Origin of the sequence: Actinomycetospora sp. (assembly GCF_036497585.1) — a bacterium.
Taxonomy (GTDB): Bacteria; Actinomycetota; Actinomycetes; order Mycobacteriales; family Pseudonocardiaceae; genus Actinomycetospora.
The window spans coordinates 1-23582 of record NZ_DASXJD010000212.1 but is presented as its reverse complement, the minus strand read 5'-3'; the positions used below and the strand labels follow the sequence as shown (position 1 = coordinate 23582).

The 23582-nt window shown below is 76.1% G+C and carries 22 protein-coding genes and 1 rRNA gene; 4 read left to right on the top strand and 19 right to left on the bottom strand.

Annotation, left to right across the window (positions count from 1 at the left end):
- Nucleotides 1–7: 7 nt before the first annotated feature.
- The 7 genes from der to VGH76_RS21140 all read right to left on the bottom strand — a co-directional run bounded on the left by der (nucleotide 8) and on the right by VGH76_RS21140 (nucleotide 5936).
- Complete coding sequence (gene der, locus VGH76_RS21170) at nucleotides 8–1372, bottom strand: ribosome biogenesis GTPase Der (RefSeq protein WP_331558704.1); 1365 nt, start codon at nucleotides 1370–1372, stop codon at nucleotides 8–10.
- Between the two features lie 26 nt (nucleotides 1373–1398).
- On the bottom strand, nucleotides 1399–2157 hold the full coding sequence (cmk, locus tag VGH76_RS21165; protein WP_331558703.1) for a (d)CMP kinase: 759 nt from the start codon (nucleotides 2155–2157) through the stop codon (nucleotides 1399–1401).
- 79 nt (nucleotides 2158–2236) lie between these two features.
- Nucleotides 2237–2983, bottom strand: a complete 747-nt coding sequence (locus tag VGH76_RS21160) for a pseudouridine synthase (RefSeq protein WP_331558693.1) — start codon at nucleotides 2981–2983, stop codon at nucleotides 2237–2239.
- Nucleotides 2984–3002: 19 nt separating this feature from the next.
- Complete coding sequence (locus tag VGH76_RS21155; RefSeq protein ID WP_331558692.1) at nucleotides 3003–3626, bottom strand: SDR family oxidoreductase; 624 nt, start codon at nucleotides 3624–3626, stop codon at nucleotides 3003–3005.
- An 8-nt stretch (nucleotides 3627–3634) separates the two neighbouring features.
- Nucleotides 3635–4201, bottom strand: coding sequence for an SMC-Scp complex subunit ScpB (scpB, locus tag VGH76_RS21150; protein ID WP_331558691.1), 567 nt, complete (start codon nucleotides 4199–4201; stop codon nucleotides 3635–3637).
- Nucleotides 4198–5019 carry a segregation and condensation protein A gene (locus tag VGH76_RS21145; RefSeq protein ID WP_331558690.1) on the bottom strand — a complete coding sequence of 274 codons (822 nt, stop codon included), beginning with the start codon at nucleotides 5017–5019 and terminating at the stop codon, nucleotides 4198–4200. Before VGH76_RS21145 ends, scpB begins: the two co-directional genes overlap by 4 nt.
- Complete coding sequence (locus VGH76_RS21140) at nucleotides 5016–5936, bottom strand: ParA family protein (RefSeq protein ID WP_331558689.1); 921 nt, start codon at nucleotides 5934–5936, stop codon at nucleotides 5016–5018. Before VGH76_RS21140 ends, VGH76_RS21145 begins: the two co-directional genes overlap by 4 nt.
- A gap of 152 nt (nucleotides 5937–6088) precedes the next feature.
- Between VGH76_RS21140 and VGH76_RS21135 the strand changes: the two genes are divergently transcribed.
- The 4 genes from VGH76_RS21135 to VGH76_RS21120 all read left to right on the top strand — a co-directional run bounded on the left by VGH76_RS21135 (nucleotide 6089) and on the right by VGH76_RS21120 (nucleotide 10292).
- Nucleotides 6089–6883 carry an IclR family transcriptional regulator gene (locus VGH76_RS21135; RefSeq protein ID WP_331558688.1) on the top strand — a complete coding sequence of 265 codons (795 nt, stop codon included), beginning with the start codon at nucleotides 6089–6091 and terminating at the stop codon, nucleotides 6881–6883.
- A 92-nt stretch (nucleotides 6884–6975) separates the two neighbouring features.
- Nucleotides 6976–8247: an aromatic acid/H+ symport family MFS transporter gene (locus VGH76_RS21130; protein WP_331558687.1), complete on the top strand. Its 1272-nt coding sequence runs from the start codon at nucleotides 6976–6978 to the stop codon at nucleotides 8245–8247.
- Between the two features lie 29 nt (nucleotides 8248–8276).
- Nucleotides 8277–9890: a thiamine pyrophosphate-binding protein gene (locus VGH76_RS21125; protein ID WP_331558686.1), complete on the top strand. Its 1614-nt coding sequence runs from the start codon at nucleotides 8277–8279 to the stop codon at nucleotides 9888–9890.
- Nucleotides 9891–10136: 246 nt separating this feature from the next.
- Nucleotides 10137–10292, top strand: coding sequence for a hypothetical protein (locus VGH76_RS21120; RefSeq protein WP_331558685.1), 156 nt, complete (start codon nucleotides 10137–10139; stop codon nucleotides 10290–10292).
- Here the strand turns inward: VGH76_RS21120 and xerD are convergent, their stop codons facing one another.
- The 12 genes from xerD to rrf all read right to left on the bottom strand — a co-directional run bounded on the left by xerD (nucleotide 10293) and on the right by rrf (nucleotide 23573).
- Nucleotides 10293–11222 (bottom strand): site-specific tyrosine recombinase XerD, encoded by a 930-nt coding sequence (xerD, locus tag VGH76_RS21115; protein WP_331558684.1) that lies wholly within the window; start codon nucleotides 11220–11222, stop codon nucleotides 10293–10295.
- Between the two features lie 3 nt (nucleotides 11223–11225).
- On the bottom strand, nucleotides 11226–11873 hold the full coding sequence (locus VGH76_RS21110) for an NUDIX domain-containing protein (protein WP_414637774.1): 648 nt from the start codon (nucleotides 11871–11873) through the stop codon (nucleotides 11226–11228).
- A 50-nt stretch (nucleotides 11874–11923) separates the two neighbouring features.
- Nucleotides 11924–13747, bottom strand: a complete 1824-nt coding sequence (locus tag VGH76_RS21105; protein ID WP_414637771.1) for a CTP synthase — start codon at nucleotides 13745–13747, stop codon at nucleotides 11924–11926.
- Nucleotides 13748–13904: 157 nt separating this feature from the next.
- Nucleotides 13905–14858: a copper transporter gene (locus tag VGH76_RS21100; protein ID WP_331558682.1), complete on the bottom strand. Its 954-nt coding sequence runs from the start codon at nucleotides 14856–14858 to the stop codon at nucleotides 13905–13907.
- Nucleotides 14855–16066 (bottom strand): putative cytokinetic ring protein SteA, encoded by a 1212-nt coding sequence (steA, locus tag VGH76_RS21095; protein WP_331558681.1) that lies wholly within the window; start codon nucleotides 16064–16066, stop codon nucleotides 14855–14857. The genes VGH76_RS21100 and steA overlap by 4 nt, the downstream gene beginning before the upstream one ends.
- 153 nt (nucleotides 16067–16219) lie before the next feature.
- Nucleotides 16220–18112 (bottom strand): DNA repair protein RecN, encoded by a 1893-nt coding sequence (gene recN / locus VGH76_RS21090; RefSeq protein WP_331558680.1) that lies wholly within the window; start codon nucleotides 18110–18112, stop codon nucleotides 16220–16222.
- Between the two features lie 116 nt (nucleotides 18113–18228).
- Nucleotides 18229–19158 (bottom strand): NAD kinase, encoded by a 930-nt coding sequence (locus VGH76_RS21085; protein ID WP_331558679.1) that lies wholly within the window; start codon nucleotides 19156–19158, stop codon nucleotides 18229–18231.
- The gene (locus VGH76_RS21080; protein WP_331558678.1) at nucleotides 19155–19979 is read right to left on the bottom strand and encodes a TlyA family RNA methyltransferase; all 825 of its coding nucleotides are present in this window, start codon (nucleotides 19977–19979) and stop codon (nucleotides 19155–19157) included. Before VGH76_RS21080 ends, VGH76_RS21085 begins: the two co-directional genes overlap by 4 nt.
- Nucleotides 19980–19983: 4 nt before the next feature.
- On the bottom strand, nucleotides 19984–20196 hold the full coding sequence (locus VGH76_RS21075) for a hypothetical protein (RefSeq protein ID WP_331558677.1): 213 nt from the start codon (nucleotides 20194–20196) through the stop codon (nucleotides 19984–19986).
- A gap of 10 nt (nucleotides 20197–20206) precedes the next feature.
- The gene (locus VGH76_RS21070) at nucleotides 20207–21232 is read right to left on the bottom strand and encodes an HAD-IIA family hydrolase (RefSeq protein ID WP_331558676.1); all 1026 of its coding nucleotides are present in this window, start codon (nucleotides 21230–21232) and stop codon (nucleotides 20207–20209) included.
- The gene (locus VGH76_RS21065) at nucleotides 21229–22272 is read right to left on the bottom strand and encodes a hypothetical protein (RefSeq protein ID WP_331558675.1); all 1044 of its coding nucleotides are present in this window, start codon (nucleotides 22270–22272) and stop codon (nucleotides 21229–21231) included. Before VGH76_RS21065 ends, VGH76_RS21070 begins: the two co-directional genes overlap by 4 nt.
- A gap of 1184 nt (nucleotides 22273–23456) precedes the next feature.
- Nucleotides 23457–23573, bottom strand: a 5S ribosomal RNA gene (gene rrf, locus VGH76_RS21060).
- Between the last annotated feature and the right edge of the window lie 9 nt (nucleotides 23574–23582).

Genomic DNA, 23582 nt, shown 5'->3' with positions numbered 1-23582 from the left:
GCCGGCGTCAGGAACGCTTGCGCTTCTCCCGGACCCGCATGTTGATCTGCACCGGCGTGCCGGTCAGCGGGAACGTCTCGCGCAGCTTGCGCTCGAGGAACCGGCGGTAGCCGGCCTCGAGGAAGCCCGAGGTGAACAGCACGAACGTCGGCGGCCGGTTCTGGGCCTGCGTCGCGTAGAGGATCTTGGGCTGCTTCCCGCCGCGCACCGGCGGCGGCGTGGCGGCGACGACGTCGGCGAGCCACTGGTTGAGCTGCCCGGTCGGCACCCGGCGGTCCCAGTTCTCCAGCGCGGTGCGCATCGCCGGAGCGAGCTTCTGCACGGCGCGGCCGGTGCGCGCGGAGATGTTGACCCGCTCGACCCAGGGGAAGCGGACCAGCGCCCGCTCCAGCTCGCGCTTCATCGCGTGGCGGCGGTCCTCGTCGACGAGGTCCCACTTGTTCATCGCGAGCACCAACGCCCGGCCGGCCTCGACCACCTGCGAGGCCACCCGCAGGTCCTGCTCGGCGATCGGCTCGGACGCATCGAGCAGCAGCACCGTCACCTCGGCGGCCTCGATCGCCGCCTTGGTGCGCAGGCTCGCGTAGTACTCCATCCCGGAGGCCTGGTTGACCTTGCGCCGCAGGCCCGCGGTGTCGACGAGCTGCCAGGTCTCGCCGTCGATCTCGACGAACGAGTCGACGGGGTCGGTCGTGGTCCCAGCGGTGGCGTCGACGACGGCGCGGTTCTCGCCGGTGAGCTGGTTGAGCAGGCTGGACTTGCCGACGTTGGGCTTGCCGACGAGCGCCACGCGCCGCGGTCCGCCCTCGAGGTCGACGTCGTCGCGCGGAGACGTGGGCAGCACGTCGAGCACGGCGTCGAGCAGGTCGCCCGAGCCGCGGCCGTGCAGCCCCGACACCGGGTGGGGCTCGCCGAGCCCGAGACGCCAGAGCGCGGGGAGCTCGCTCATGCCGCGCTCGTCGTCGACCTTCGTCGCCGCGAGCAGCACGGGACGGTCGGAGCGGCGCAGCACCCGGGCGGCGGCCTCGTCGACGGCGGTCGAGCCGACCTGGCCGTCGACGACGAGCAGGATCGCGTCGGCGGTGCGCATCGCGGTCTCGGCCTGGGCGGAGATCGCGGCCTGCATGCCCTTGGCGTCCGGGACCCAGCCGCCGGTGTCGACGAGGGTGAACCGGCGGCCGTTCCAGAGCGCGTCGTAGGTGACCCGGTCCCGGGTCACCCCGGGCACGTCCTGCACGACCGCCTCGCGGCGGCCGATGATGCGGTTGACCAACGTCGACTTGCCGACGTTGGGTCGCCCGACGACGGCGAGCACCGGTTGCGCCGGGCGCTCCTCGCCGAGGTCGTTCGGTACTGCCTCCTCCGCACCCAGATCGGCGGGGAGTTCCTGCGTCACGTTCATCCTCCGTTCGGGGGCCCTCCGCCGACCTGCGCCAGCGCGGGGGTGAGCATGCCGCGCTCGGCGGCGAGGTCCTCGAGACGGTCGAGCACGCCGTCGACGTCGAGCGCCGAGGTGTCGACCTCGACGGCGTCGGGCGCCGCACGCAGCGGGGACGACACGCGCGAGGAGTCCAGGCGGTCGCGGCGGGCGAGGTCGGCGCCGGTCGAGGTGGCGTCGGCGGCGCGGCCGGCCGAGGTGTCCTCGACGGTGCGCCGGTCGGCGCGGACGGTGTCCGAGGCGGTCAGGTAGATCTTCAGGGGCGCGTCGGGGACGACGACGGTGCCGATGTCGCGGCCCTCGACGACGATCCCGGCGCCCTCGGCGACCGTCGCGGCGACGATGCGGCGCTGCTCGGCCACCAGGTGCTCGCGCACCTTCGTCAGCGCGGAGACGGCCGAGACGTTGCGGGTGACCTCGGTGCCGCGGATCTCGGCGCCGACGTCCTCCCCGGCCAGCAGCACCCGCGGCTCGGCGGGATCGGTGGACATCACCAGGGCGGCCCGGACGGCGACCGCCACGGCCTCGTCGTTCCCGTCGGCGTCGGTGCGGGCGGCGTCGAGCGGCAGCCCGGCGCGCATCACCGCGAGCGTGGCGGCGCGGTACATGGCACCGGTGTCGAGGTAGCGGGCGCCGAGGCGCAGCGCCAGCCCGCGGGCCGTGGTGGACTTGCCGGTGCCGGAGGGTCCGTCGACCGCCACCACTCCTGCGAGCACCATCTCCGGCCGGTCCACGGCACGCCTCCCAGCGGTCCTCGACGTCGTCCTCACCCGTCCGGAAGACCATTGTGCCTTACGGCTACAGGCCGACCGCCTTGTACAGGGAGCCGACCTCGTCACGCCCCAGCTTGCGCAGCGTGCCGGCGCGCTGGTTGCCGAGGTGCACATCGCCGACGGCGGTGCGCACCAGCCGCTCCACCGGCTTGTCGACCGCCTCGAAGATGCGGCGAACGATCCGGTTCCGGCCCTCGTGCAGCACCACCTCGACCATGACCCGCGAGCCGGACCGGTCGATCACCCGGAAGCTGTCGACAGCGGCCGGGCCGTCGTCGAGCTCGACCCCGGCGCGCAGCTGCCGGCCGAGGTCCTTCGCGATGGGCGTACGGATCTCGACGAGGTAGGTCTTGGGGACCTCGTACGACGGGTGCGTGAGCCGGTTGGCCAGCTCGCCGTCGTTGGTGAGCAGCAGCAGCCCCTCGGTGGCGGCGTCGAGGCGCCCGACGTGGAACAGGCCCTTCGTGCCCGACGCCTTCTCGAGCACGACGTCCCCGACGCAGCGACGACCCTTCTCGTCCCACATCGTCGAGAGCATCCCCTCGGGCTTGTTCAGCGCGAGGTGCACGGTCTCGGCGTCGGTGACGACCCGGCTGCCGTCGACGTGGATCACGTTCACCAGCGGGTCGACGCGCCGGCCCATCTCCTTGACGACCTCGCCGTCGACCTCCACCCGACCCTGGCGCATCAGGATCTCTGCCTGCCGCCGCGAGGCCACCCCGGCCTCCGCGAGCACCTTCTGCAGGCGGATTCCCTGCTCACCCTCGGTCACGAGGCTCCAGGGTAGTCGGTCAGCCGTGCCGGACCTCGTGGTCGGTGAGCTCGCGGGTGTGGAGGCGCCAGTACTGCTCGGCGATGTCGTCGGGGTCGTAGGCGGTGCCGGGCTCCACGGGCCCGCCGACCGTCACCGACGCGACGTGGACCCGGTCCTGCCACGCCGAGAGCAGCTCCACGAGGCCGCGCACCCCGATCTTGCCCAGCGAGAGGCTGGTCAGGGCCGGGTCCGGCGTCGGCATCCCGGAGGTGATCACGAAGGTGCCGCCCGGCATCGTCGGGAGGAGCTGGCCCGCCGTCGTGATCGCCCCGACGACGTTGACGGCGTAGGTCGCCAGCATCGTCGCCTGGTCCAGCTCCCCCGGCTCGTCCTGCCGGATGACCGCGGCGTTGTAGACGACGACGTCGGGCGTGCCGTGGGTCCCGACGACGGCCCGGAGCGCGTCGCGCAGCGCGGGCTCGTCGGTGACGTCGGCGGGGCGGCTCCAGGTGGTGGCGCCGGGCCCGAGGGCGTCGACGGCGGCGTCGAGGGTCTCCTGCCGGCGGGCGAGCATCCCGACGGCGAACCCCTCCCCGGCGAACCGGCGGGCCACGGCGGTCCCGATCCCCGGGCCGACCCCGACGATGATGAGGCTGGGCACGGGTCTCCTCACAGCTCGTCGATGTCGTCCACCTCGGGCAGTAGCGGCGCGATCGGGGGCAGCTCGTCGAGCGAGGACAGGCCCAGGCGCTCGAGGAAGAGCTCCGTGGTCCGGTAGAGCGTGCCGCCGGTGGACGCGTCCAGGCCCGCCTCGACGATGAGCCCCCGCGCGGAGAGCGTCCGCATCACGCCGTCGACGTTGACCCCGCGCACCGCGGCCACCCGCGAGCGCGTCACCGGCTGCCGGTACGCGACGACGGCGAGGGTCTCCAGCGCCGCGCGGGTCAGCCGGGCCCGCTGCCCGTCGAGCACGAAGCGCTCGACCCAGGGCGCGAAGCGGGCCCGCGACGCGTAGCGCCAGCCCTCGTCGGTCACCCGCAGCTCGAACCCGCGGTCCCCGTAGGACGCCGCCAGCCGCTCGAGCGCGGCGGTCACCCGGACCACCGCCTCCTCCAGCACCTCCGCGAGCTGGCCCGCGGGCACCGGCGCGTCGACGACCATGAGCACGGCCTCGATCGCGGCGTCCAGCTCGGCGTCGTCGGTGAGGGCCGGCAGGTCCTCGTCCGGGGAGCTCACCGGGCCTCGTCGAACGAGGGGGCTGGGTCGAGCGCCGCGCTCCCCCGGTCGTCGGAGTCCGGCGCCCAGCGCACCGCGAGCTCGGCGAACGCCTCGTCCTGGTCGAGCGCGACCTGGCGCGACCGGTACATCTCCAGCACCCCGAGGAACCGCCCGACGACCTCGACGCCGTGCGCCGCGTCCGCGCACAGCTGCGCGAACGTGAGCCGGCCGGCGTCGCGCAGCCGGCCCGTCATGATCTCGACCTGCTCGGGCACCGAGACCGACGGCGCGTGCAGGTGGTCCAGCCCGACCGTCGGGGGCGGCACCGGGCGGAACACCGCCGCCGCGACCTCGGCGAACCCGGCGGCGTCGACCCCGAGGTCGACCGGCGGCAGCAGCGCGGCCAGCTCCTCGGGCAGCGACACCGCGCGGGGATAGCGCCGCCGCGCCGAGCCCTCGAGCTCACGGAAGAGCGCCGCGACCTGCTGATAGGCCCGGTACTGCAGCAGCCGCGCGAACAGCACGTCACGGGCCTCGAGCAGCGCGAGGTCCTCCTCGTCCTCGACCTCGGCGGCGGGCAGCAGCCGGGCCGCCTTGAGGTCGAGCAGCGTCGCGGCGACGACGAGGAAGCCGGTCGTCTCCTCGAGGTCGGTCGCGCCGCCGAGCGAGGCGGTGTAGGCGATGAAGTCGTCGGTCACCCGGTGCAGCGCGACCTCGGTGACGTCGAGCTCGTGTCGCCCGATCAGCTGCAGGAGCAGGTCGAACGGCCCGGTGAAGTTCTCCAGGGTGACCTGGAACCCCGTCCGTTCCTCGTGGCGGTCGGGAGCGAGCGTCACCGGGAGATGACCTCGCGGGCCAGGGCGCGGTAGGCCTCCGCGCCCGCCGACTTCGAGGCCCACCGGGTGATCGGCTCCCCGGCCACCGTCGTCTCCGGGAAGCGCACGGTGCGGTTGATGACGGTGTCGAACACCAGCTCGCCGAACGCCTCCACGACGCGGGCCATCACCTCGCGGGTGTGCAGGGTGCGCGGGTCGTACATGGTGGCCAGGATGCCGGTGATCTCCAGCTTGGGGTTCAGCCGGTCCTGCACCTTCTCGATGGTGTCCATGAGCAGCGCCACCCCGCGCAGCGAGAAGAACTCGCACTCGAGGGGGATGAGCACGCCGTCGGCGCAGGCCAGCGCGTTCACCGTCAGCAGGCCGAGCGAGGGCTGGCAGTCCACGAGCACGTAGTCGTACCGCTCGGTGGCCGGGGCGATCGTCCGGCCGAGGGTCTGCTCGCGCCCGACCTCGGTGACCAGCTGCACCTCGGCGGCCGACAGGTCGATGTTCGACGGCAGCAGGTCGAGGCCCTCGACGCTCGTGGGGCGGATGACGTCATCGATCGTGACCGACCGCTCCATGATCAGGTTGTAGATCGTGGTGTCGAGCTCGTGCGGCTGCACGCCGAGGCCCACCGACAGCGCACCCTGCGGGTCGAAGTCGACCAGGAGCACCCGCCGGCCGTACTCCGCCAGCGCCGCGCCCAGGTTGATCGTCGAGGTCGTCTTCCCGACCCCGCCCTTCTGGTTGCACATCGCCAGCACGGTGGCCGGACCGTGGGAGCCCAGGGGCGCCGGCTCCGGGATCGTCCGACGGGGCCGCACCGCGGGGTCCGCCCCGTCGGCGGTGCCGCCCCCGCCCGCCGTCTCGGGACGGCCCTGCTCGGGCGGCCCCATGTGCAGGGAGTCGGCGTCGAAGAGTGGTGCCGACATGCCCGAGCTCCTCCCCGTCTCGACCCCGGCCACCGCCCTCCGCGTCGCGGCAGGCTGCGGCCGTCGTCGCCGATCAGGCTAGGAGGCGCGTCCTACGGGAGCCATCACGACTCGCCGGGTGTGGCGAGATCGCCACCTGGGCAACCGCAGCGATGACCAGCGCCATGGAGGACATCGCGGGGGCTCCACCGCGCTCGGTGCTGGGTCGGGCACTCGGCGTGCTCGCCGCGTTCTCCGACGCCTCCCCCGAGCTCGCCCTGGGCGACATCGTCGCCGCCACGTCGCTGCCCCCGGCCACCGCCCACCGCATCGTCGCCGAGCTGGTCGCGTGGGGCGCGCTCGAGCGGATCGGGCGCGGCCGGTACCGGATCGGGATGCGGCTGTGGCGCGTCGGCGCGCTCGCCCCGACCGCGCGGACGCTGCGGGAAGCGGCGCTCCCCGCGATGCAGGACCTCGCGGCGGCCACCGGGCACGTCGTCCACCTGGTGGTCCTCGACGGGCACCGGGCCCTGTTCGTCGAACGGCTCGCGGGCCAGGAGAACGGCACGGTGCGCTCCCGGGTCGGCCGCGACATGCCGCTGCACGCCAGCGGCCCCGGGAAGGTGCTGCTGGCCCACGCCGGGCCGGCGCTGGTGGACCAGGTCCTCGCCCGGGGGCTCCCCCGGCTCGCGCCCGGCACGATCACCGACCCGGCCGCGCTGCGCGAGGCCCTCGACGTCGTGCGCCGGACCGGCTACTGCCTCTCCCACGAGGAGATGACCGAGGGCATGGCCTCGGTGGCCACCCCGGTCGTCGACGCCACGGACCGGGTGGTGGCCTCCCTCGCCGTCGTCGTCCCGGCGTCGAACCCGCTGCCACCGTTCGTGCCCGCCGCGCGGATGGCCGCGACCGCCGCGTCGCGGCGGCTCGGTCGTCGGGACGATCGACAGGGCCCCGGATTCCACTGAGTGCGAGGAGCCGCTGACCCCGCGACCTCACCGCCGCCATACTCCGGCGCACGGGGCGTGACGACGAGGTCACCCCCGTCGGGAGGTGCCTCATGTCCGGACCATCCACATCGGCTGCCCCGGCCTCCGGCTGGGTGCGCGGGCTCTGCTGGTCCGCGGTCGCGCTGGAGGGCTACGACCTCGTCGTCCTCGGCGTTGTCATCCCCGTCCTGCTCCGCGACCCCTCGTGGGGGCTGACCGCCGCCGAGGCGTCGGTGGTGGCGACGGTCGGGCTGGTCGGGGTGATGGTGGGAGCGCTCGCCGTCGGGCCGGTGTCGGACCTGGTCGGGCGCCGCCGCACCCTCGTCGCCACCATCGTCGTGTTCTCCGTCCTCAGCCTGGCCTGCGCGGCCGCGCCGGGCCCCGCGTGGCTGGGTGTGCTGCGCTTCCTCGCCGGGATCGGGCTGGGCGGGGTGCTGCCGGTGGCGCTCGCGATGGTCGCCGAGCACGCCCCGCCCCGCCGCGGCAACGCCGCCACGACGATCATGATGACCGGCTACCACGTGGGCGCGGTCGCGGCCTCGCTGCTCGGGATCTGGCTGATCGCGCGCCTCGGCTGGCCGGTGATGTTCGCGCTCGGCGCCGTGCCGGCCCTCGTCCTGGTGCCCCTGATCCTGCGGCGGTTGCCGCGCGATCCCGCCCCGGCGCGCGCCGAGGCCCCCGTCGCCGCCGACCGGCCCCGGACGAGCCCCGTGCGCGAGCTCTTCCGCGACGGCCGCGGCCGCGCGACGATCGCGTTCTGGGTGGCCTCCTTCATGGGGCTGCTGCTCGTCTACGGCCTGAACACGTGGCTCCCCGAGATCATGCGCAGCGCCGGCTACCCGCTGGGCGCCGCGCTCGCGCTGCTGCTGACCCTCAACGTCGGCGCGGTGATCGGGCTGCTCGTCGGCGGGCCCGTCGCCGACCGGATCGGCGTGCGGACCGCGACGATCACCTGGTTCGCCCTCGGCGCGGTGTTCCTGGCCCTGCTCTCGATCCGCCTGCCCGGGCTCGGCGTCTACGCCGTCGTCCTGCTCTCGGGGATCTTCGTGTTCTCCGCGCAGGTGCTCGTCTACGCCTGGGTCGGGCGGTACTACCCGACCGCGGCCCGCGGGACGGCGCTCGGGGCGGCCAGCGGCGTCGGGCGCCTCGGCGCCATCACCGGCCCGGCCCTCGGCGGCGCCCTGCTCGCTGCGGGGCTCGCGAACCCGTGGGGGTTCTACGCGTTCGCGCTGGTGGCGGCCCTGGGCGCGGTCGCCGTCCTCGGGGTGGGCCGGTCCGGCGCCGAGGTCCCCGAACCGGCGCCGGTGGACACGGCGCCAGCGGGCCACCGCACCACCAGCTGACCCCCGTCCCCGACCCCCGAGGAGGCCCGGTGGAGCACGTGGACCCCGCGCCCGACGCGGCCCGCACGGTGCGCGACGCGACCTTCGACGTGCTGCGCCGGCGAGGCCTCGACCGGATCTTCGCCAACCCGGGCTCCACCGAGATCCGCCTGCTGACCGACCTGCCCGACGACCTCGACTTCGTCCTCGCGCTGCACGAGGGCTCGGTCGTCGGCCTCGCCACCGGGTACGCGACGGCGACCGACCGGCCCGCGGCGGTGGTCCTGCACACGACGGCGGGTCTGGGCAACGCCGTCGGCGCGCTCGCCACCGCGCGGGTGAACCGGACGCCGCTGGTGGTGATCGTCGGGCAGCAGGACCGCCGCCACCTCGCCTCCCGGCCCTTCCTGGCCGGCGACCTCGAGGGTCTGGCGGGCTCGTACCCGGTGTGGACGACCGCGCCGGCGCGCCCCCAGGACGTGCCCGGCGCCCTGGACCGGGCCTTCCACGAGGCGCAGAGCGGGCGCGGCCCGGCGGTGGTCGCCGTGCCGAGCGACGACTGGGACGCCCCGGCCGACCCCCGGGTGCTGCCGAGCCCCGGCGTCGTGCGACGCGGCCACGCGCCGGACCCCGCGGCCGTCGCGGAGCTCGCCGGGCTCGTCGCCGCCGCACGCCGTCCCGCGCTCGTCGTCGGCGCCGACGCCGACACGCCCGCGGCCTGGGCGGCCCTCGTGGCGCTGGCCGAGCAGCTCGGCGCGCCGGTGTGGCAGGAGGCGTTCGCGGCGCGGGCGGGCTTCCCCCAGGACCACCGGCTCTTCGCCGGCCACCTGCCCCCGGAGCGGGCCGAGCTGCGCTCGACGCTCGCCGCCCACGACGTCCTGCTCGTCGTCGGGGCGCCGGTCTTCCGGCAGTACCAGTTCTCCCCCGGCGAGCTCGTGGCGCCCGGCACGACGATCGCGCTGGTGACCGACGACGCCGAGGACCTCCACCACAGCCGCGCCGACCTCGCGCTGCTCGCCGACCCGGCCCGGACCGTGACGGCGCTGACGGCCACCCTCCCTGCTGCCCCCCTTCCGCACGTCGGGAACCCTCGGCCGGGTAGGGCGACCGAATCCTCCCCTCGCGAGGCTCCGCTCGACGCGCCCGCCGTCTTCACCGCGCTCGCCGCCCGGCTACCGGCCGACGCCGTCGTCGTCGAGGAGACACCGTCGTCGCGACCCGACCTGCACCGGCTGGTCCCGGCCCGCGCGCCGCTCGGGTTCCTCTCCGCCGCGCAGGGCGGGCTGGGGTTCGGGGTGCCGGCGGCGATCGGGGTCCGGATGGGCGAACCGACCCGCCCGGTGGTGGCCGTCGTCGGCGACGGCTCGACGCTCTACGGGGTGCAGGCGCTCTGGTCGGCGGCGCACTACGGCGTCGGCGTCCTCGTGCTCGTCATGGACAACGGCCGCTACGCGATCATGGACCGGCTCGCCGCCGAGGCGGGCGGCAAGGCGCCGTGGCCCGGGTTCGCGGAGGTCGACGTGGCCGGGCTCGCGACCGCGCTCGGCTGCCCGGCCCGGCGGGTCACCACGCACGGCGAGCTGACGACGCTCCTCGACGACGTCGTGCCCGGGCTCGCCGACCGCGACACCCCGGTCGTCGCGGTCTGCACGCTGCGCGACTGACCCGAGCGGGCCCACGCCGGGTCACGTCCACGTGACGGCCGTGGGTCTCCGTCGGCGGGGCTCGTCACCGTCTCGTGAACGTCCCGCGACATCCCTTCAGCCCACCGGGGCCCGCGTGGCTGACCCGGCTCTCTCGACGACGGCGTCGCGCTGCTCCTCCCGGCGGCCTCCCCGCCGCAGCGCGACGTCCCGCCCGGGGATCCCGCGCTCGAGACGGCCCGCGCCGCCACCCTCGGACTCACCTGCGTGGCCGGGATCGCCGGCGCGCCCGCCGTGTCGATCCCGCTGTGCTGCGTCGACGGCGCCCCGGTCGGGCTCTCCGCGGTGGCCGCGCCGGGCGCGGATCTCCCCCTGGTGCGCTTCGCGAAGGTGAGCAGTAATCCGTGTCAGGGGGCGGATTAGTCACGGGGGCGGAGCCCACCTCGCCCGCGGGTGGGAGGTCGCGAACACCTCGCGCAGCGTGTCCACCGTGACCAGCGTGTAGATCTGCGTCGTCGTCACCGACGCGTGCCCCAGCAGCTCCTGCACCACGCGCAGGTCCGCCCCGCCGTCGAGCAGGTGGGTCGCGAACGAGTGCCGCAACGTGTGCGGCGAGATCGCCTGGGTGATGCCCGCCCGCTCGGCCGCCTCGCGCAGCACGTTCCACGCGCTCTGCCGGGACAGCCGCGCCCCGCGGGCGTTGAGGAAGAGCGCCGGGGTGCCCCGCCCGCGCACCGCGAACCCGGGCCGCGCCCGCACCCGGTAGGCCTCGAGCGCGGCCAGCGCCGGCCGCCCGATCGGCACCAGGCGCTGCTTGCCGCCCTTGCCGGTGAGCACGACGGTGCGCTGCTCGGCGTCCACGTCGTCGACGTCGAGGTCGGTGACCTCGGTGATGCGCGCGCCGGTGGAGTAGAGCAGCTCGAGCAGCGCCCGGTCGCGGACCCCGCGCGGGTCGTCCTCCGGCGGCGCGGTCAACAGCCGCTCGACCGTGGCGACGTCGAGCGCCTTCGGCAGCCGCTTGGCCGCCGCGGGCGGGTGGACGTCGGCGGCGACGTCGCGCCCGACGATCCCCTCGGCCAGCGCGAACCGGTGCAGCCCGCGCACGGCGACGACGGCCCGCGAGGCCGACGACGCGGCCAGCGGCGGGTGCTCGTCGTCGCCGCGGCGCAGCGCGACGAGGAACGCCCCGACGTCGGTCTCGGCGACGTCGGAGAGCTCGTCCCGCCCGGTCCGCGCGAGGTGCTCGACGTAGCGACCCAGGTCCCGGCGGTAGTTCGAGAGCGTGTGCGGGGACATGCCGCGCTCGACGTCGAGGTGGTCGAGGTAGGTCGCGACGACCTCCGCCGGGTCCACCCCTCAGCCCTGACGACGCCGGGCGAGGTCGGTGGGCCGGTCGACCCACGGGGCGTCGACCGGGCGCGGGGTGAACCGCCCGGCGGCGACCTCGGCGGCCGCGAAGACCCCGGCGATGCAGGGCCCGTTGACGAGGTCGCCCGACATCGCGCCGGTCACCAGGTCGGGCAGCGGCACCCGCCGGATCACCAGGTCGGCCTCCTCGTCGTCGGCGGCCGCGGGGCGGTCGACGTCGTGCAGGCCGCGGGCGAGGTAGACCCGCACCGACTCGTCGGCGAAGCCCGGGCAGCCGACGACGTCGACGAGCGTCGACCAGTCGTCGGCGGCGATCCCGACCTCCTCGACCAGCTCGCGCTTCGCCGCCTCCACCGGTTCCTCGTCGGTCCCCCCGTCGAGCAGCCCGGCCGGCATCTCCCAGATGCGGCGCCCGATCGCGGGCCGGTACTGGTAGATCATGACGAGGCGGTCCTCGTCGTCGAGGGCGGCGACCGCGACCGCGCCGAAGTGCTCGACCTTCTCCCGGGTGGCGATCCGCCCGCCTGGCATGCGGACCTTCTCACCGCGCAGCGCGAAGATCGCGCCCTCGTAGAGCGTCTCGGACGAGATGACCTCGAACGTGTGCGACGGCCGGCCGCGGTGCGGGTCGACCAGCGTATCCGGGGTGTGCGGGGCCTGCGGGGCGGGTCCCGACGGTTCCGTGGTCACCTCGACGCCGTCTCGTGGACGCGGAGACCGCCGGCCCCGGCGCCGTCGAGGTCGGTGCCGACGACCTCCGGGGTCCCGTCGGTCGCGGTGTCGTCCCGGTCCTGCTCGTCCTGCCCCGGCCCGAACAGCCGCGACGACGCGTCGTGGCGCAGCGCCGCGGCGACGAACGCCGCGAACAGCGGGTGCGCCCGCGTCGGGCGCGACTTGAGCTCCGGGTGGGCCTGGGTTCCGACGAAGAACGGGTGCGCCGAGCGCGGCAGCTCGACGAACTCGACGAGCGTCCCCTCCGGCGAGGTCCCGGAGAACACCAGCCCGGCCTCGGCGAGCCGGTCGCGGTAGGCGTTGTTGACCTCGTAGCGGTGGCGGTGCCGCTCGGAGACCCGGCCGGTGCCGTAGGCGGCGCGGGTGATCGTGTCCGGCGCGAGTACCGCGGGGTAGGCGCCGAGGCGCATGGTGCCGCCCATGTCGCGCTCGCCGGCGACGACGTCGGTCTGCTCGGCCATCGTCGAGATCACCGGGTGGGGGGTGGACGGGTCGAACTCCGCGGAGTTCGCGTCCTCGATCCCGGCGAGCGCGCGGGCGGCGTGGATGACCATGCACTGCAGGCCGAGGCAGAGCCCCAGCGCGGGGATGCCGTGCCGGCGGGCGTGGTCGAGCGCGCCGATCTTGCCCTCGATGCCGCGGATGCCGAACCCACCGGGCACGAGCACCCCGTGAACCCCGGCCAGCGCCGCCGCAGCGCCGGACGCACTCGCGCATTCGTCCGAGGGCACCCACCGCATCTCGACCTTGGCGCGGTGGGCGAACCCGCCGGCCCGGACCGCCTCGGTGACCGAGAGGTAGGCGTCGGGCAGGTCGACGTACTTCCCGACGACGGCGATGGTCACCGTCTCCGAGGGCTGGTGCACGCGGTCGAGCAGGTCGCCCCACACCGTCCAGTCGACGTCGCGGAACGGCAGCCCGAGCCGGCGCACCACGTAGGCGTCGAGGCCCTCGGAGTGCAGCACCTTGGGGATGTCGTAGATCGACGGGGCGTCGGGGCAGGCGACCACGCCGTCGTCCTCGACGTCGCACATCAGGGAGATCTTGCGGGTCATCTCCTCGGGGATGTGCCGGTCCGCGCGCAGCACGAGCCCGTCGGGCTGGATACCGATGTTGCGCAGCGCCGCGACCGAGTGCTGGGTCGGCTTGGTCTTCAGCTCCCCGGACGGCGCGAGGAACGGCACCAGCGACACGTGCAGGAAGAAGCAGTTGTCGCGGCCGATCTCGTGGCGCAGCTGCCGGGCGGCCTCGAGGAAGGGCAGCGACTCGATGTCGCCGACGGTGCCGCCGATCTCGGTGATGACGACGTCCGGCGCGCCATCCCGGGTCGAGCTCCGCTCCGCTGCGTCTCCCTGCCCCTCCTCGCCCCCGTCCCGCATCGCCAGCACCCGCGACTTGATCTCGTCGGTGATGTGCGGGATGACCTGCACGGTGTCGCCGAGGTACTCGCCGCGGCGCTCCTTGGCGATGACGTCGGAGTAGACTTGGCCGGTGGTGACGTTCGCGCGCGCGTTGAGGTCGCGGTCGAGGAAGCGCTCGTAGTGCCCGATGTCGAGATCGGTCTCGGCGCCGTCCTCGGTCACGAACACCTCGCCGTGCTGGAACGGGTTCATCGTGCCGGGGTCGACGTTGAGGTACGGGTCGAGCTTCTGCATCGTCACCCGCAGCCCGCGGCTGGTGAGCAGCTGACCGAGGCTCGACGCGGTCAGGCCCTTGCCGAGCGAGGAGGCGACGCCGCCGGTCACGAAGACGTGCTTCGTGGTGCGCGGATGCTGCATCAGGAGATCCCTCCGATCGCGGCGCGGCCACCGCGCGTCAGGAGGAGGGGGTCGATCCGGGAGTATCGGGCGTTCGGGCACCGGTCCACGGGACCCCACCGTAACACCGGGCGCACCGTGACCAGGCCCGACTCCCACGGCGCGCCCGGGCGCCCGATCAGGCGGGCGCCGCCCCCGCCGCGCCCTTGCCCGCCGTGCCGACCGCCGGGCTCGGCAGGGCTGCCGCCCCGGGCGCGGTGCCGTAGCTTCCGACCCCGCCGTGGGCCTGCTCGCCGGCGGCCAGGACCGCGGCGATCCGGCCGGCCGTCGTCCCGATCCCGTCGACCGTCGACACCCCGGCCAGGCCGTGGTCGGCGCGCACCGCGGTGACCTCGCCGGAGGCGGCTCGGGAGGCGACGACGGTGCCGGCGCCCCCGGCGTGCACGGCGCCGGCCAGGTGCGCCAGGGTGCTCGCGCGCCCGGCCGAGTCGGGGGCCGGGCCCGCGCCGTCGCCGGTGACGACGAGCGCCAGCTGGGCGGGGGCGGGCGCCGCGCCGGGAGCGAGGAACCCGCCGTCGGCGAGCGCGGTGAACGCCGTCCCGACCTCGGCGGGGCTGCTCGACGGGCCCCGCCCGGTGGTCACCAGCGACCCCAGCAGCGTCCCGGCGAGGGTGCCGGCGTCGGTGGTGGACGGGAGCTGGACCCCGGCCGGCAGGACCCGGGTGACGAGGGTGCGCAGCGCGTCGGCCCGGTCGGGGGCGAGCGCGGCGTCGGTGAGGCCGAGCCGGCCGGTGACATGGCCGCCGGCCTGCGCGACCAGGCCGGACACCGCGTCGAGGTCGGCGGGGGCGGCGTCCGGCGCCGCCAGGAGGACGACGCTGCGGTCCGCGAGCCGCCCGGAGAGCAGGGCCGGGGCCGCGGCGGCGAGCGCGCGGTCGGACTGCGTCTGCGCGGCCCGGGCCGCGTCGCGGTCGGTGCGCAGGGTGCCGAGCTGCCCGGAGAGGTCGGCGCGGTCGCTGCGCAGGGCGCCGAGCACCGGCTGCGAGAGCGAGGACGCCCCGAGCACGATGCCCAGGCCGAGGGCGAGCAGCACCGCGCACACCGACACCACGTGGTAGCGGAAGGCGATCATCCGACGACGCTCCGGTAGACGTCGGTCAGCCACGCCCCGATCGCGCGGCCCACGGTCTCGAGGAGCAGCAGCAGCGAGGGGCCCGCCCCGAGCGCGACGGCGGCGACCACCGCGGCCGCGAGGACCGACGCGAGCAGCAGCGCGAGCACGGTGGCCGACCCGCGGGAGCGGTGCAGCGCGGCGACCGCGGGGGCGTCGACCAGCGTCGTTCCCAGCCGCAGCCGGGTCAGGAACGTCGAGGGGATCGACCCGGAGCGCCCGCGGTCGAGGAAGCCGCCGAGGCTCGCGTCGAACCCGACCGCCACGACGAGCGACGCGCCGTGGGCGTGCGCGAGGAGCAGCGCCATGTCCTCGGGGTTCGCCGAGGAGGCGAACGGAACGGGGTCGACGCCGAGGTCCTGCAGCCGGGCGAGACCGGCGACGTGGCCGTCGCTGTCGGCGGGCACGACGACGTCGGTGGCGCGCCGGGCGAGCCCCGGGTCCAGCTCGGCGACGGTGCCGAGCACCACCGCCGGGGCGTGCCCGGCCTCCCGCAGCGCGGCCGCGCCCTCGCCGACCCCGACGAGCACCGGCTTGTGCTCGCGCAGGTAGCCCGCGATCGACCGGAGCTCGGGCAGCGCGTCGGAGCCGCCGGCCACGACGACGACGTGGCGCTCGCGCATCGTCGTCGCGACCGCGGGCACGCCGAGCCCGTCGACGAGCAGGCCCCGCTCCCGGCCGAGGAACTCGCTGGTGTTCGCGGAGAAGGCCTCGAGCTGGGCGGCCATGCCCCCGCGGGCCTCGTCGAGCAGGTCGGCGACGGTGTCGCGGTCCTGGGCGAACCCGCGCAGCACCTCGCGGTCCCCGACGTGGACCGCGCCGTCGTGCAGCCGGACCGGCGCGCCGTCGGCGAGATCGCTGAACACCCCGGGCCCGCAGTCGTCGACCAGCGTGACCCCGGCCTCGACGAGGATCTCCGGGCCGAGGTTCGGGTACCGCCCCGAGATCGACGGCGCCGCGTTGACCACGCCGACCACCCCGGCGTCGAGCAGTGCCGTGGCCGTCGCGCGGTCGAGGTCGACCTGGTCGATCACGGCGACGTCACCCGGCCCGAGCCGGCGCAGGTACGCCGGGCCCGCGCCTCCCGCACTGCCACGCCCCAGCCGGGCCGTGCCGCTGACGCCGGGCGGCGCCTCCGTGGTGCGCGCTCCCCGAGCTGGCCATCGCATGGCCCGATGGTCGCTGCCGACCCCGCCGACGCCACGACGCCACGCCGACGGAACCCTTCTGTCTCACCCGGCTCGGTGTCCCCATCCGTCCCACGGGTACCGCCGCTGGGCCGGTCGGCGGGCGTGCTCAGCCCGCAGCCTCGGCGCGCTGCCTCAGCCCGCCCGGCGCCCGGAGCGGCGCTCGCCGCGCTGCCGGACCTTGGTGACCCCCTTCGTGATCGGCGTCGGCGGCGGGCCGCCGCAATTGTCCTCCGCCGCCGCGGCCAGCAGCTCCTCGGCGTGGGCCCGGCCGGTCTCGGTCTCCTCGGTGCCGGCGAGCATCCGGGCGAGCTCCACGACCCGCTCCGAGTCGTCGAGGCTGCGCACCGAGCTGCGGGTCACGCCCTCGTCCTGGTTCGCCGCCGCGCCCTTGTCGACCACGAGCTGCCGGTCGGCGTACGCGGCGACCTGGGCGAGGTGGGTGACGACGACGACCTGGTGGGTCTCGGCGAGCCTCGCGAGCCGCCGCCCGATCTCGACGGCCGCGTGCCCGCCGACCCCGGCGTCTACCTCGTCGAACACCAGCGTCGGCACGGTGTCGGCGCCCGCGAGCACCACCTCGACGGCCAGCATCACCCGGGAGAGCTCGCCGCCCGAGGCGCCCTTGGCGATCGGCAGCGGCGGCGCCCCGGCGTGCGGGGCGAGCAGCAGCTCCACGTCGTCGACGCCGTCGGGCCCGGCGACGACACGCCCGGCGCCCGGCACGTCGAGCCCGGCTGGGTCCGCAGGGCCGGCGTCCTTCTGCCCCACCACGACGGTGACCGCCGCGGCGGCCATCGCCAGCCCGTCGAGCTCGGCGGTGACGGCACCCGCGAGCCGCTCGGCGGCCTCGGTGCGGACCGCGGTGAGCGCGGCCGCCCGCTCGGCCAGCTCGCCCGCGAGCCGGTCGGCCTCCGCGGCGAGCGCGGCCAGGGCCTCGTCCGAGACGTCGAGGGACGCCAGCCGCTCGCGGGCGGTCTGCGCCCAGGCGAGCACGCCGTCGACGTCGGCGGCGTACTTGCGGGTGAGTCCCTTCAGGGCGGCCTGGCGCTCGAGCACGCGCGCGAGGCGTTCCGGGTCGGCCTCGAGCCCGTCGAGGTAGCCCGAGAGCTCGGCGGCGACGTCGGTGAGCAGCGTCGACGCCTCGGCGAGCCGGGGCTCGAGCGCGGTCAGCCGCGGGTCCTCGGTGCCCGAGAGCGAGCGCCGGGCCTCGCCGACCATGGCGGTGGCGTCGGGCTCGTCGCCGGTGCCGTCGGGCGGGCCCGCGACGGCGGCGAGCGCGGTGAGGGCGGCCGAGCGCAGGTCGTCCACGTCGGCCAGGCGGCCGGCCTCGGCGACGAGCTCGGCGTCCTCCCCCGGCTGCGGGTCGAGCGCCTCGATCTCGGTGAGGCCGTGGCGCAGCAGGTCGGCCTCGCGGGCCATCTCCCGGGTGTGCTCGCGGCGCTCGGCGAGCTCGGTGACCGCGGTCCGCCACCGCGCGCGGGTGTCGCGGTAACGCGCGAGGGCCTCCACGGCGGCCGTCCCGGCGAACCGGTCGAGCACCGCGCGCTGCTCGGCGGGCCGCAGCAGCCGCAGCGCCTCGTGCTGGCCGTGGACGGCGAGCGAGGCGTCGGCGACGTCGGAGAGCACCCCGAGGGGCACCGACCTCCCGCCGAGGTGCGCCCGCGACCGGCCGTCCGCGGAGACGGTGCGGGCCGCGATGAGCGACCCGTCGTCGTCGAGGGCGGCGCCCGCGTCGCGGGCGATGCCGGCGGCGTCCCGCGCCCCGGCCCCCGCTGCCTCGTCGTCCTCGGCAGCGGGCTCGGGTTCGGCCTCGGGCAGGACGTAGCGCCCCTCGACGACCGCGCGGGACGCCCCGCGGCGCACGCGCGAGGAGTCCGCGCGTCCGCCGCCCAGGAGGTGCAGCCCGGTGATCACCATGGTCTTCCCGGCGCCGGTCTCGCCGGTGACCGCGGTGAGCCCCGGATGCAGCTCCAGCGTGGCGTCCTCGATCACGCCGAGGCCCTGGATTCTCAGCTCGGAGAGCACGGCCGTCACCATAACGACGGGGTCCGACACCCGGGGCCGAACACGCCGATCCGAGTCGAACACATGGTCGAACGGTGGGTCGGCCTCGGTGAGCGGAGCGGGGGCCGTCCTTCCGGTCAGTCGCCCCGCCGGCCGCGCCAGCCCTGCACCGGCAGCTCGAACTTGCGCACCAGCCGGTCGGTGAACGGCTGGCTGCGCAGCCGCACCAGCAGCACCGGCGTCGTCCCCCGCACGATCTCCACCCGCGCGCCGGGCGGCAGGTCCATCGTCCGGCGCCCGTCGCACACCAGCACCCCGGAGTCCCCGCGCAGCGACACCTCCAGCGCCACCCGCGACTCCGGGGACACCACGAGCGGCCGGGCGAACAGCGCGTGCGCGTTCGAGGGGACCAGCAGCATCGCCTGCACCTCGGGCCACACCACTGGCCCGCCCGCCGAGTAGGCGTAGGCGGTGGATCCGGTCGGGGTCGCGCACAGCACCCCGTCGCAGGCGAACTCCGACACCGGCCGGTCGTCGACCTCGAGCACGACGTCGAGCAGCTTCGCCCAGTTCGTCTTCTCGACGATGGCCTCGTTGAGCGCCCAGGTCCGGCCCAGCTCCTGGCCGTCGGAGCGCGCGACGACGTCCACCGTCATCCGCTCCTCGACGCGGTAGGTCGCTGCGACCACGGCGTCGATGACCTCGTCGACGTCGTCGAGGTCGGCCTCGGCGAGGAACCCGACCCGCCCGAGGTTGATGCCGAGCAGCGGCACCCGGGCCGCGCGGGCGAGCTCCGCGGCCCGCAGCAGCGTCCCGTCGCCGCCGAGCACGATGACGATCTCCGCGCCGTTGGCCGCGTCGTCGTCGGGGTCGATGCGGATCGGACGCTCGTCGGGCGGCAGGTCGTCGAAGAGGTGCGCGTCGGTGGAGTACTCGTCGGGCATCACCCGCAGCGTGAAGCCGGCGGCGTGCAGCCGGGACGCGACGGTCGAGGCCACCTTCCGCGTCGCCTCCCGGCCGGTGTGGACGACGAGGAGCGCGTCCCGGGCCACGGTGTCTCCCGTCATGTGGGGCCTTCCTGCACGGCACGGGCTACCCGCTCGGCGTCGTCGGGCGTCGGGTCGGTGCCGCGCCGCAGCCGCAGGAAGTACTCGACGTTGCCCGACGGTCCGGGCAGCGGGCTGGCCGTGACGTCGACGAGCCCGAGGCCGCGCTCCCGGGCCGCCGCGACGACGCCCTCCACCGCCTCGGCGCGCAGCGCCGGATCGCGCACCACCCCGCCGTGGCCAAGGCGGTCCTTCCCCACCTCGAACTGCGGCTTCACCATCGGCAGCAGCTCGCCGCCCTCGGCCAGGCACGCCGCCAGCGCGTCGAGCACGAGCCGCAGCGAGATGAATGACAGGTCGGCGACCACGAGGTCGACGGGCCCGCCGATCGCCTCCGGGGTCAGGGCGCGGACGTTCGTGCGGTCGAGGACGGTCACCCGGTCGTCGGTGCGCAGCGACCACACCAGCTGGCCGTACCCGACGTCGGCCGCCACCACCTCGCGCGCCCCGCGGCGCAGCAGCACGTCGGTGAAGCCGCCGGTGGAGGCGCCCGCGTCCAGGCAGCGCTTCCCCTCCACGGCGACGTCGCCGAACGCCTCGAGGGCCCCGAGCAGCTTGTGCGCGCCGCGGCTGGCCCAGTCGTCCACGGTGCCGTCGGGTTCCGGAGCGACGACGACGGCGGCCGCGGTCTCGACCGCGGTCGCGGGCTTGTGGGCGACGGTGCCGCCGACGGTCACGCGGCCGTCGGCGATGAGGGCCGCGGCCTGCTCCCGGGAGCGGGCCAGCCCGCGCCGGACCAGCTCGGCGTCGAGGCGCAGCCGGCGGCTCGTCGTGCGGGCCACCGGGTCAGCCCCGGTCGACGTCGGCGAGCACGGTGACCAGCGCGTCGTGCAGCTCGGTGAAGCGGTCGGCGTGCGCCGCGGCGTCGAACCCGGCGCCGCGGTCGTGCTCGGCCGGGTCGCCGGGCGCGTCGTCCCCGTCGAGGTCCGCGTCGAGGTCCGAGACGGCGGCCGCGGCCGCGCGCAGCCGCGTCAACGGGTCCGGTCCGTCGTGATCCACGCCGACCACGCTAACCGCTCGCGGCGCGGGGCAGCGCGAGCGCGGTCACGACGGCGTCCGCGGCCGCGTCGCACGGGCGCACCGCGGGCCCGCCGTCGGCGCCCGACGACCACCACGCCCGGCAGAGCGCCCGCAGCCCCGCGAGCTGCGCGGACCGGTCGTCCGCGGGGTCGGGGTCGGTGTCCGGCGCGGTCAGCTCGAGCGCCCCGTCGGCGACCTCGACCCGCCACCCGTTCTCCGCGTCGACCCGGACCGCGTCGAGGTCGGCGAGGACGCCGAGGTCGGCACCGAGGTGGGTGGGGCGCTGGTCGGTCGGGGCGTCGAGGACGTCGGCGGGGGTCGAGATGCCGGTGAGCACCAGCAGGGTGTCGGCCTCGACGGCGTGACCGCCGGCCACGTCGGTGTCGAGCCGGTCCCCGACCACCAGCGGCGTGGACGCCCCGGCCCGCTCGACGGCCTGGCGCAGCAGCGGCGCGGCCGGCTTGCCCGCGACCTGCGGCTCCCGGCCGGTGGCCGTGCGCAGGGCCGCGACCATCGAGCCGTTGCCGAGCACGATGCCCCGGTCGCTGGGCAGCGTCGGGTCGACGTTGCAGGCCACCCACGTCGCGCCGTGCCCGAGGGCGAGCGAGGCCTCGGCGAGGATGCGCCACCCGGTGTCGGGGTTGTGGCCCTGCACGACGGCGACCGGCTGGTCGTCCGCCGAGCGCACCGGCTCCAGGCCGACCTGCCGCAGCTCGTCGGCCAGGGCCTCCGTGCCGACCACCAGCACCTTCGACCCGGAGTCGACCTGCTGCGCCAGGACGGCCGCGCCGGCCTGGGCGCTCGTGACGACGTCGTCGGTGGTGAGGGTCAGCCCCAGCCGGGCGAGGTGCTCGCTCACCTCGGCCGGCGACCGCGAGGCGTTGTTGGTGACGTAGGAGACCGCCACGCCCCGCTCCCGCGCGGCCTCGAGGGCCTCCACCGCGCCGGGGATGGCGTCGGGACCGGCGTAGACGGTGCCGTCGAGGTCGACCAGCAGCGCGTCGTACCGCGTCATGGGGTCGCGTCCTCCGGGGCGTCGGCGGGGGCCTCGTCCGGGTCCGCTACGGCGTCATCGGGGTCGGCCTCGTGGGCGTCGGCCTCGTGGGCGTCGGCCTCGTCGGACGTGGCCTCGTCGGACGTGGCCTCGTCGGTCGTGGCCTCGTCGGTCGTGGCCTCCTCGCTCGTGGCCTCGTCGGTCGTGGCCTCGTCGGTCGTGGCCTCGTCGGTCATGGCCTCGTCGATGGCCGCCTCGTCGTCGGCGACGGCGTCGTCGGGGGCCGCACCGCTGCCGTCCGCCTCGTCCGCAGCGGCGTCGTCCGCGACGGCCTCGGCGTCCTCCAGCTCGCCCGGCGGGACGTCGACGCCGGCCGCGACGAGCGCCGCCCGCTCCTCCGCGTCGGTCTCGCCGTCGGCGTCGGTCTGCGCGGCGTCGAGGAACGCGCGCACCGCGTCGTCGCGACGGTCGGCGCCGAGCAGCGCCTCGCCGTACGCGTAGAACAGGCGCGGCGTCCACGGGTCCTCACGACGGACGTCGAGCTCCGGGACCTGCAGTCCGACCACCGCGGCGGCGTGCTCGCCGAGGTCGCGGCGCGCGCCCGAGGTGACGATCAGCAGCTCCATGGCCTCGTCGCGCGGCAGGTCCGCCGACTCCGGGCTGCGCGCGATCTCCAGCGCGCGCTCCGGGCGACCCAGTGCCCGCTCGGCGTCGGCCATGACCGCGACGTGCGGGGCACCGCCCATGCGCCGGCTCGCCCGCAGCTCGGAGAGGGCCTCCGCCCACTCCCCGGCGTGGTAGGCCGCCAGCCCGGACGCCTCGCGCACGACCGCGACCCGGGACGCCCGGTGCCGCGCGAACCGGGCGTGCACGAGCGCGGCCTGCGGGTCGTCGTCGATGAGCTCCCCGACGGCGACGAGGTGGCGGGCCACGTTGTCGGCCAGGTCCTTCGGCAGGCCCCGCAGGTCGCGCCGGACCTCCTGGTCGAGCAGGTCCGGCGTCACGTCGTCGGGCAGCGCCGGCTCGACGGGACGCGGGACGGCGTCCTGGTGCCGGCGCACCGGACGGTCCTCGGACCGCGGACGCCCCTGTGCCGGCTCGGCGCCGGCGACCCGCCGGTCACGACGGTCGTCCGCGCCGCGAGGACCACGGCGGTCCCCGCTCCGGGAGCGGTCGTCACGGGTCCGCGAGTGAGAGCCGCCCCGGTCGTCCCGACGCCCGGGCGAGCGCCCGGCGTCGTCGGATCGCCGGCCGCCGCGAGGGTCGTCGCGGCCCCCCTGCCGGCGGTCGGCGGACCCACGGTCGCCGCCCGGTCCGCTCCGGCGGTCGTCGCGGGGGGCACCGCGGTCGGCGCGGGGCCGACCCCGGTCGTCGTCGCGAGGCCGGTCCCCCCGGGGTCGGTCGTCACGAGGCCGGTCGTCGCGGGACCGATCGTCACGGGGCCGGTCATTGCGCGACCGCTCCTCACAGGGCCGATCTGCCTTACCGCGATCGTCTCGCGGCCGGTCACCGCGGGGCCGGTCATCACGAGGACGGTCATCACGGGGGCGATCGGTGCGAGGGCGGTCGTCCCGGGGGCGGTCAGCCCGCCCTCGGTCGTCCCGGCCGTGGTCGTCCCGTGCCCGGTCACCTCGAGGGCGGTCGTACCCGGGGCGGTCACCGCGTCCCCGGTCCTCCCGGCGCGCCGGGTCCCGGCGGTCGCCCCCGCCCCGCGCCTCCTCGCCGCGCCGTCCGTCGTCGTCCCGCCCGCCCCGGCCGACGGTGTCGCGCGTACCGCGCCCGCGCTCGTCCGGGGGGCCGCCGCGGTACCCGCCCGCGCGCTCACCGCCGCGACGGGGGCCACGATCACCCTCGCCGCGGGTCCGGTCACCGCCGAACGAGTCGGGTCGTCCCCCGCCACCGCCTCCGCGGCCTCCGGCAGCATCGCGCCGCCGGTCGGCGGAGCCGCCGGACCTGCCGCGATCGTCCCGCGGCCCGTTGCGCTCGCCGCCGCGGGGCCCGCCGCCGGCGGACCCGTTACGGGACTCGCCGGCGCGCTGTCCACCGCCCGGCCGCGAGTCGTGTCGCGTCGGGGACGAGCGGTCGGGTCGGCCGTCCTGGGGGTCCACGGTCACCGATCGTCCTCCTGACACGACGAAACGGGGCAGGACGCAACGGTCCTGCCCCGATGTGTCGCGCGGCCTGCGGTGGGCCGCGCTGTTCGCTCTCGAGATGTCACACGGCTCGTAGCGGGGGTGGTTGGGTGTTCCGGCGGTGTCCTACTCTCCCACGACCTGGCGGTCGCAGTACCATCGGCGCTGGAGGGCTTAGCTTCCGGGTTCGGGATGGGTCCGGGCGTTTCCCCTCCGCTGTGGCCACCGGAACACCGAAC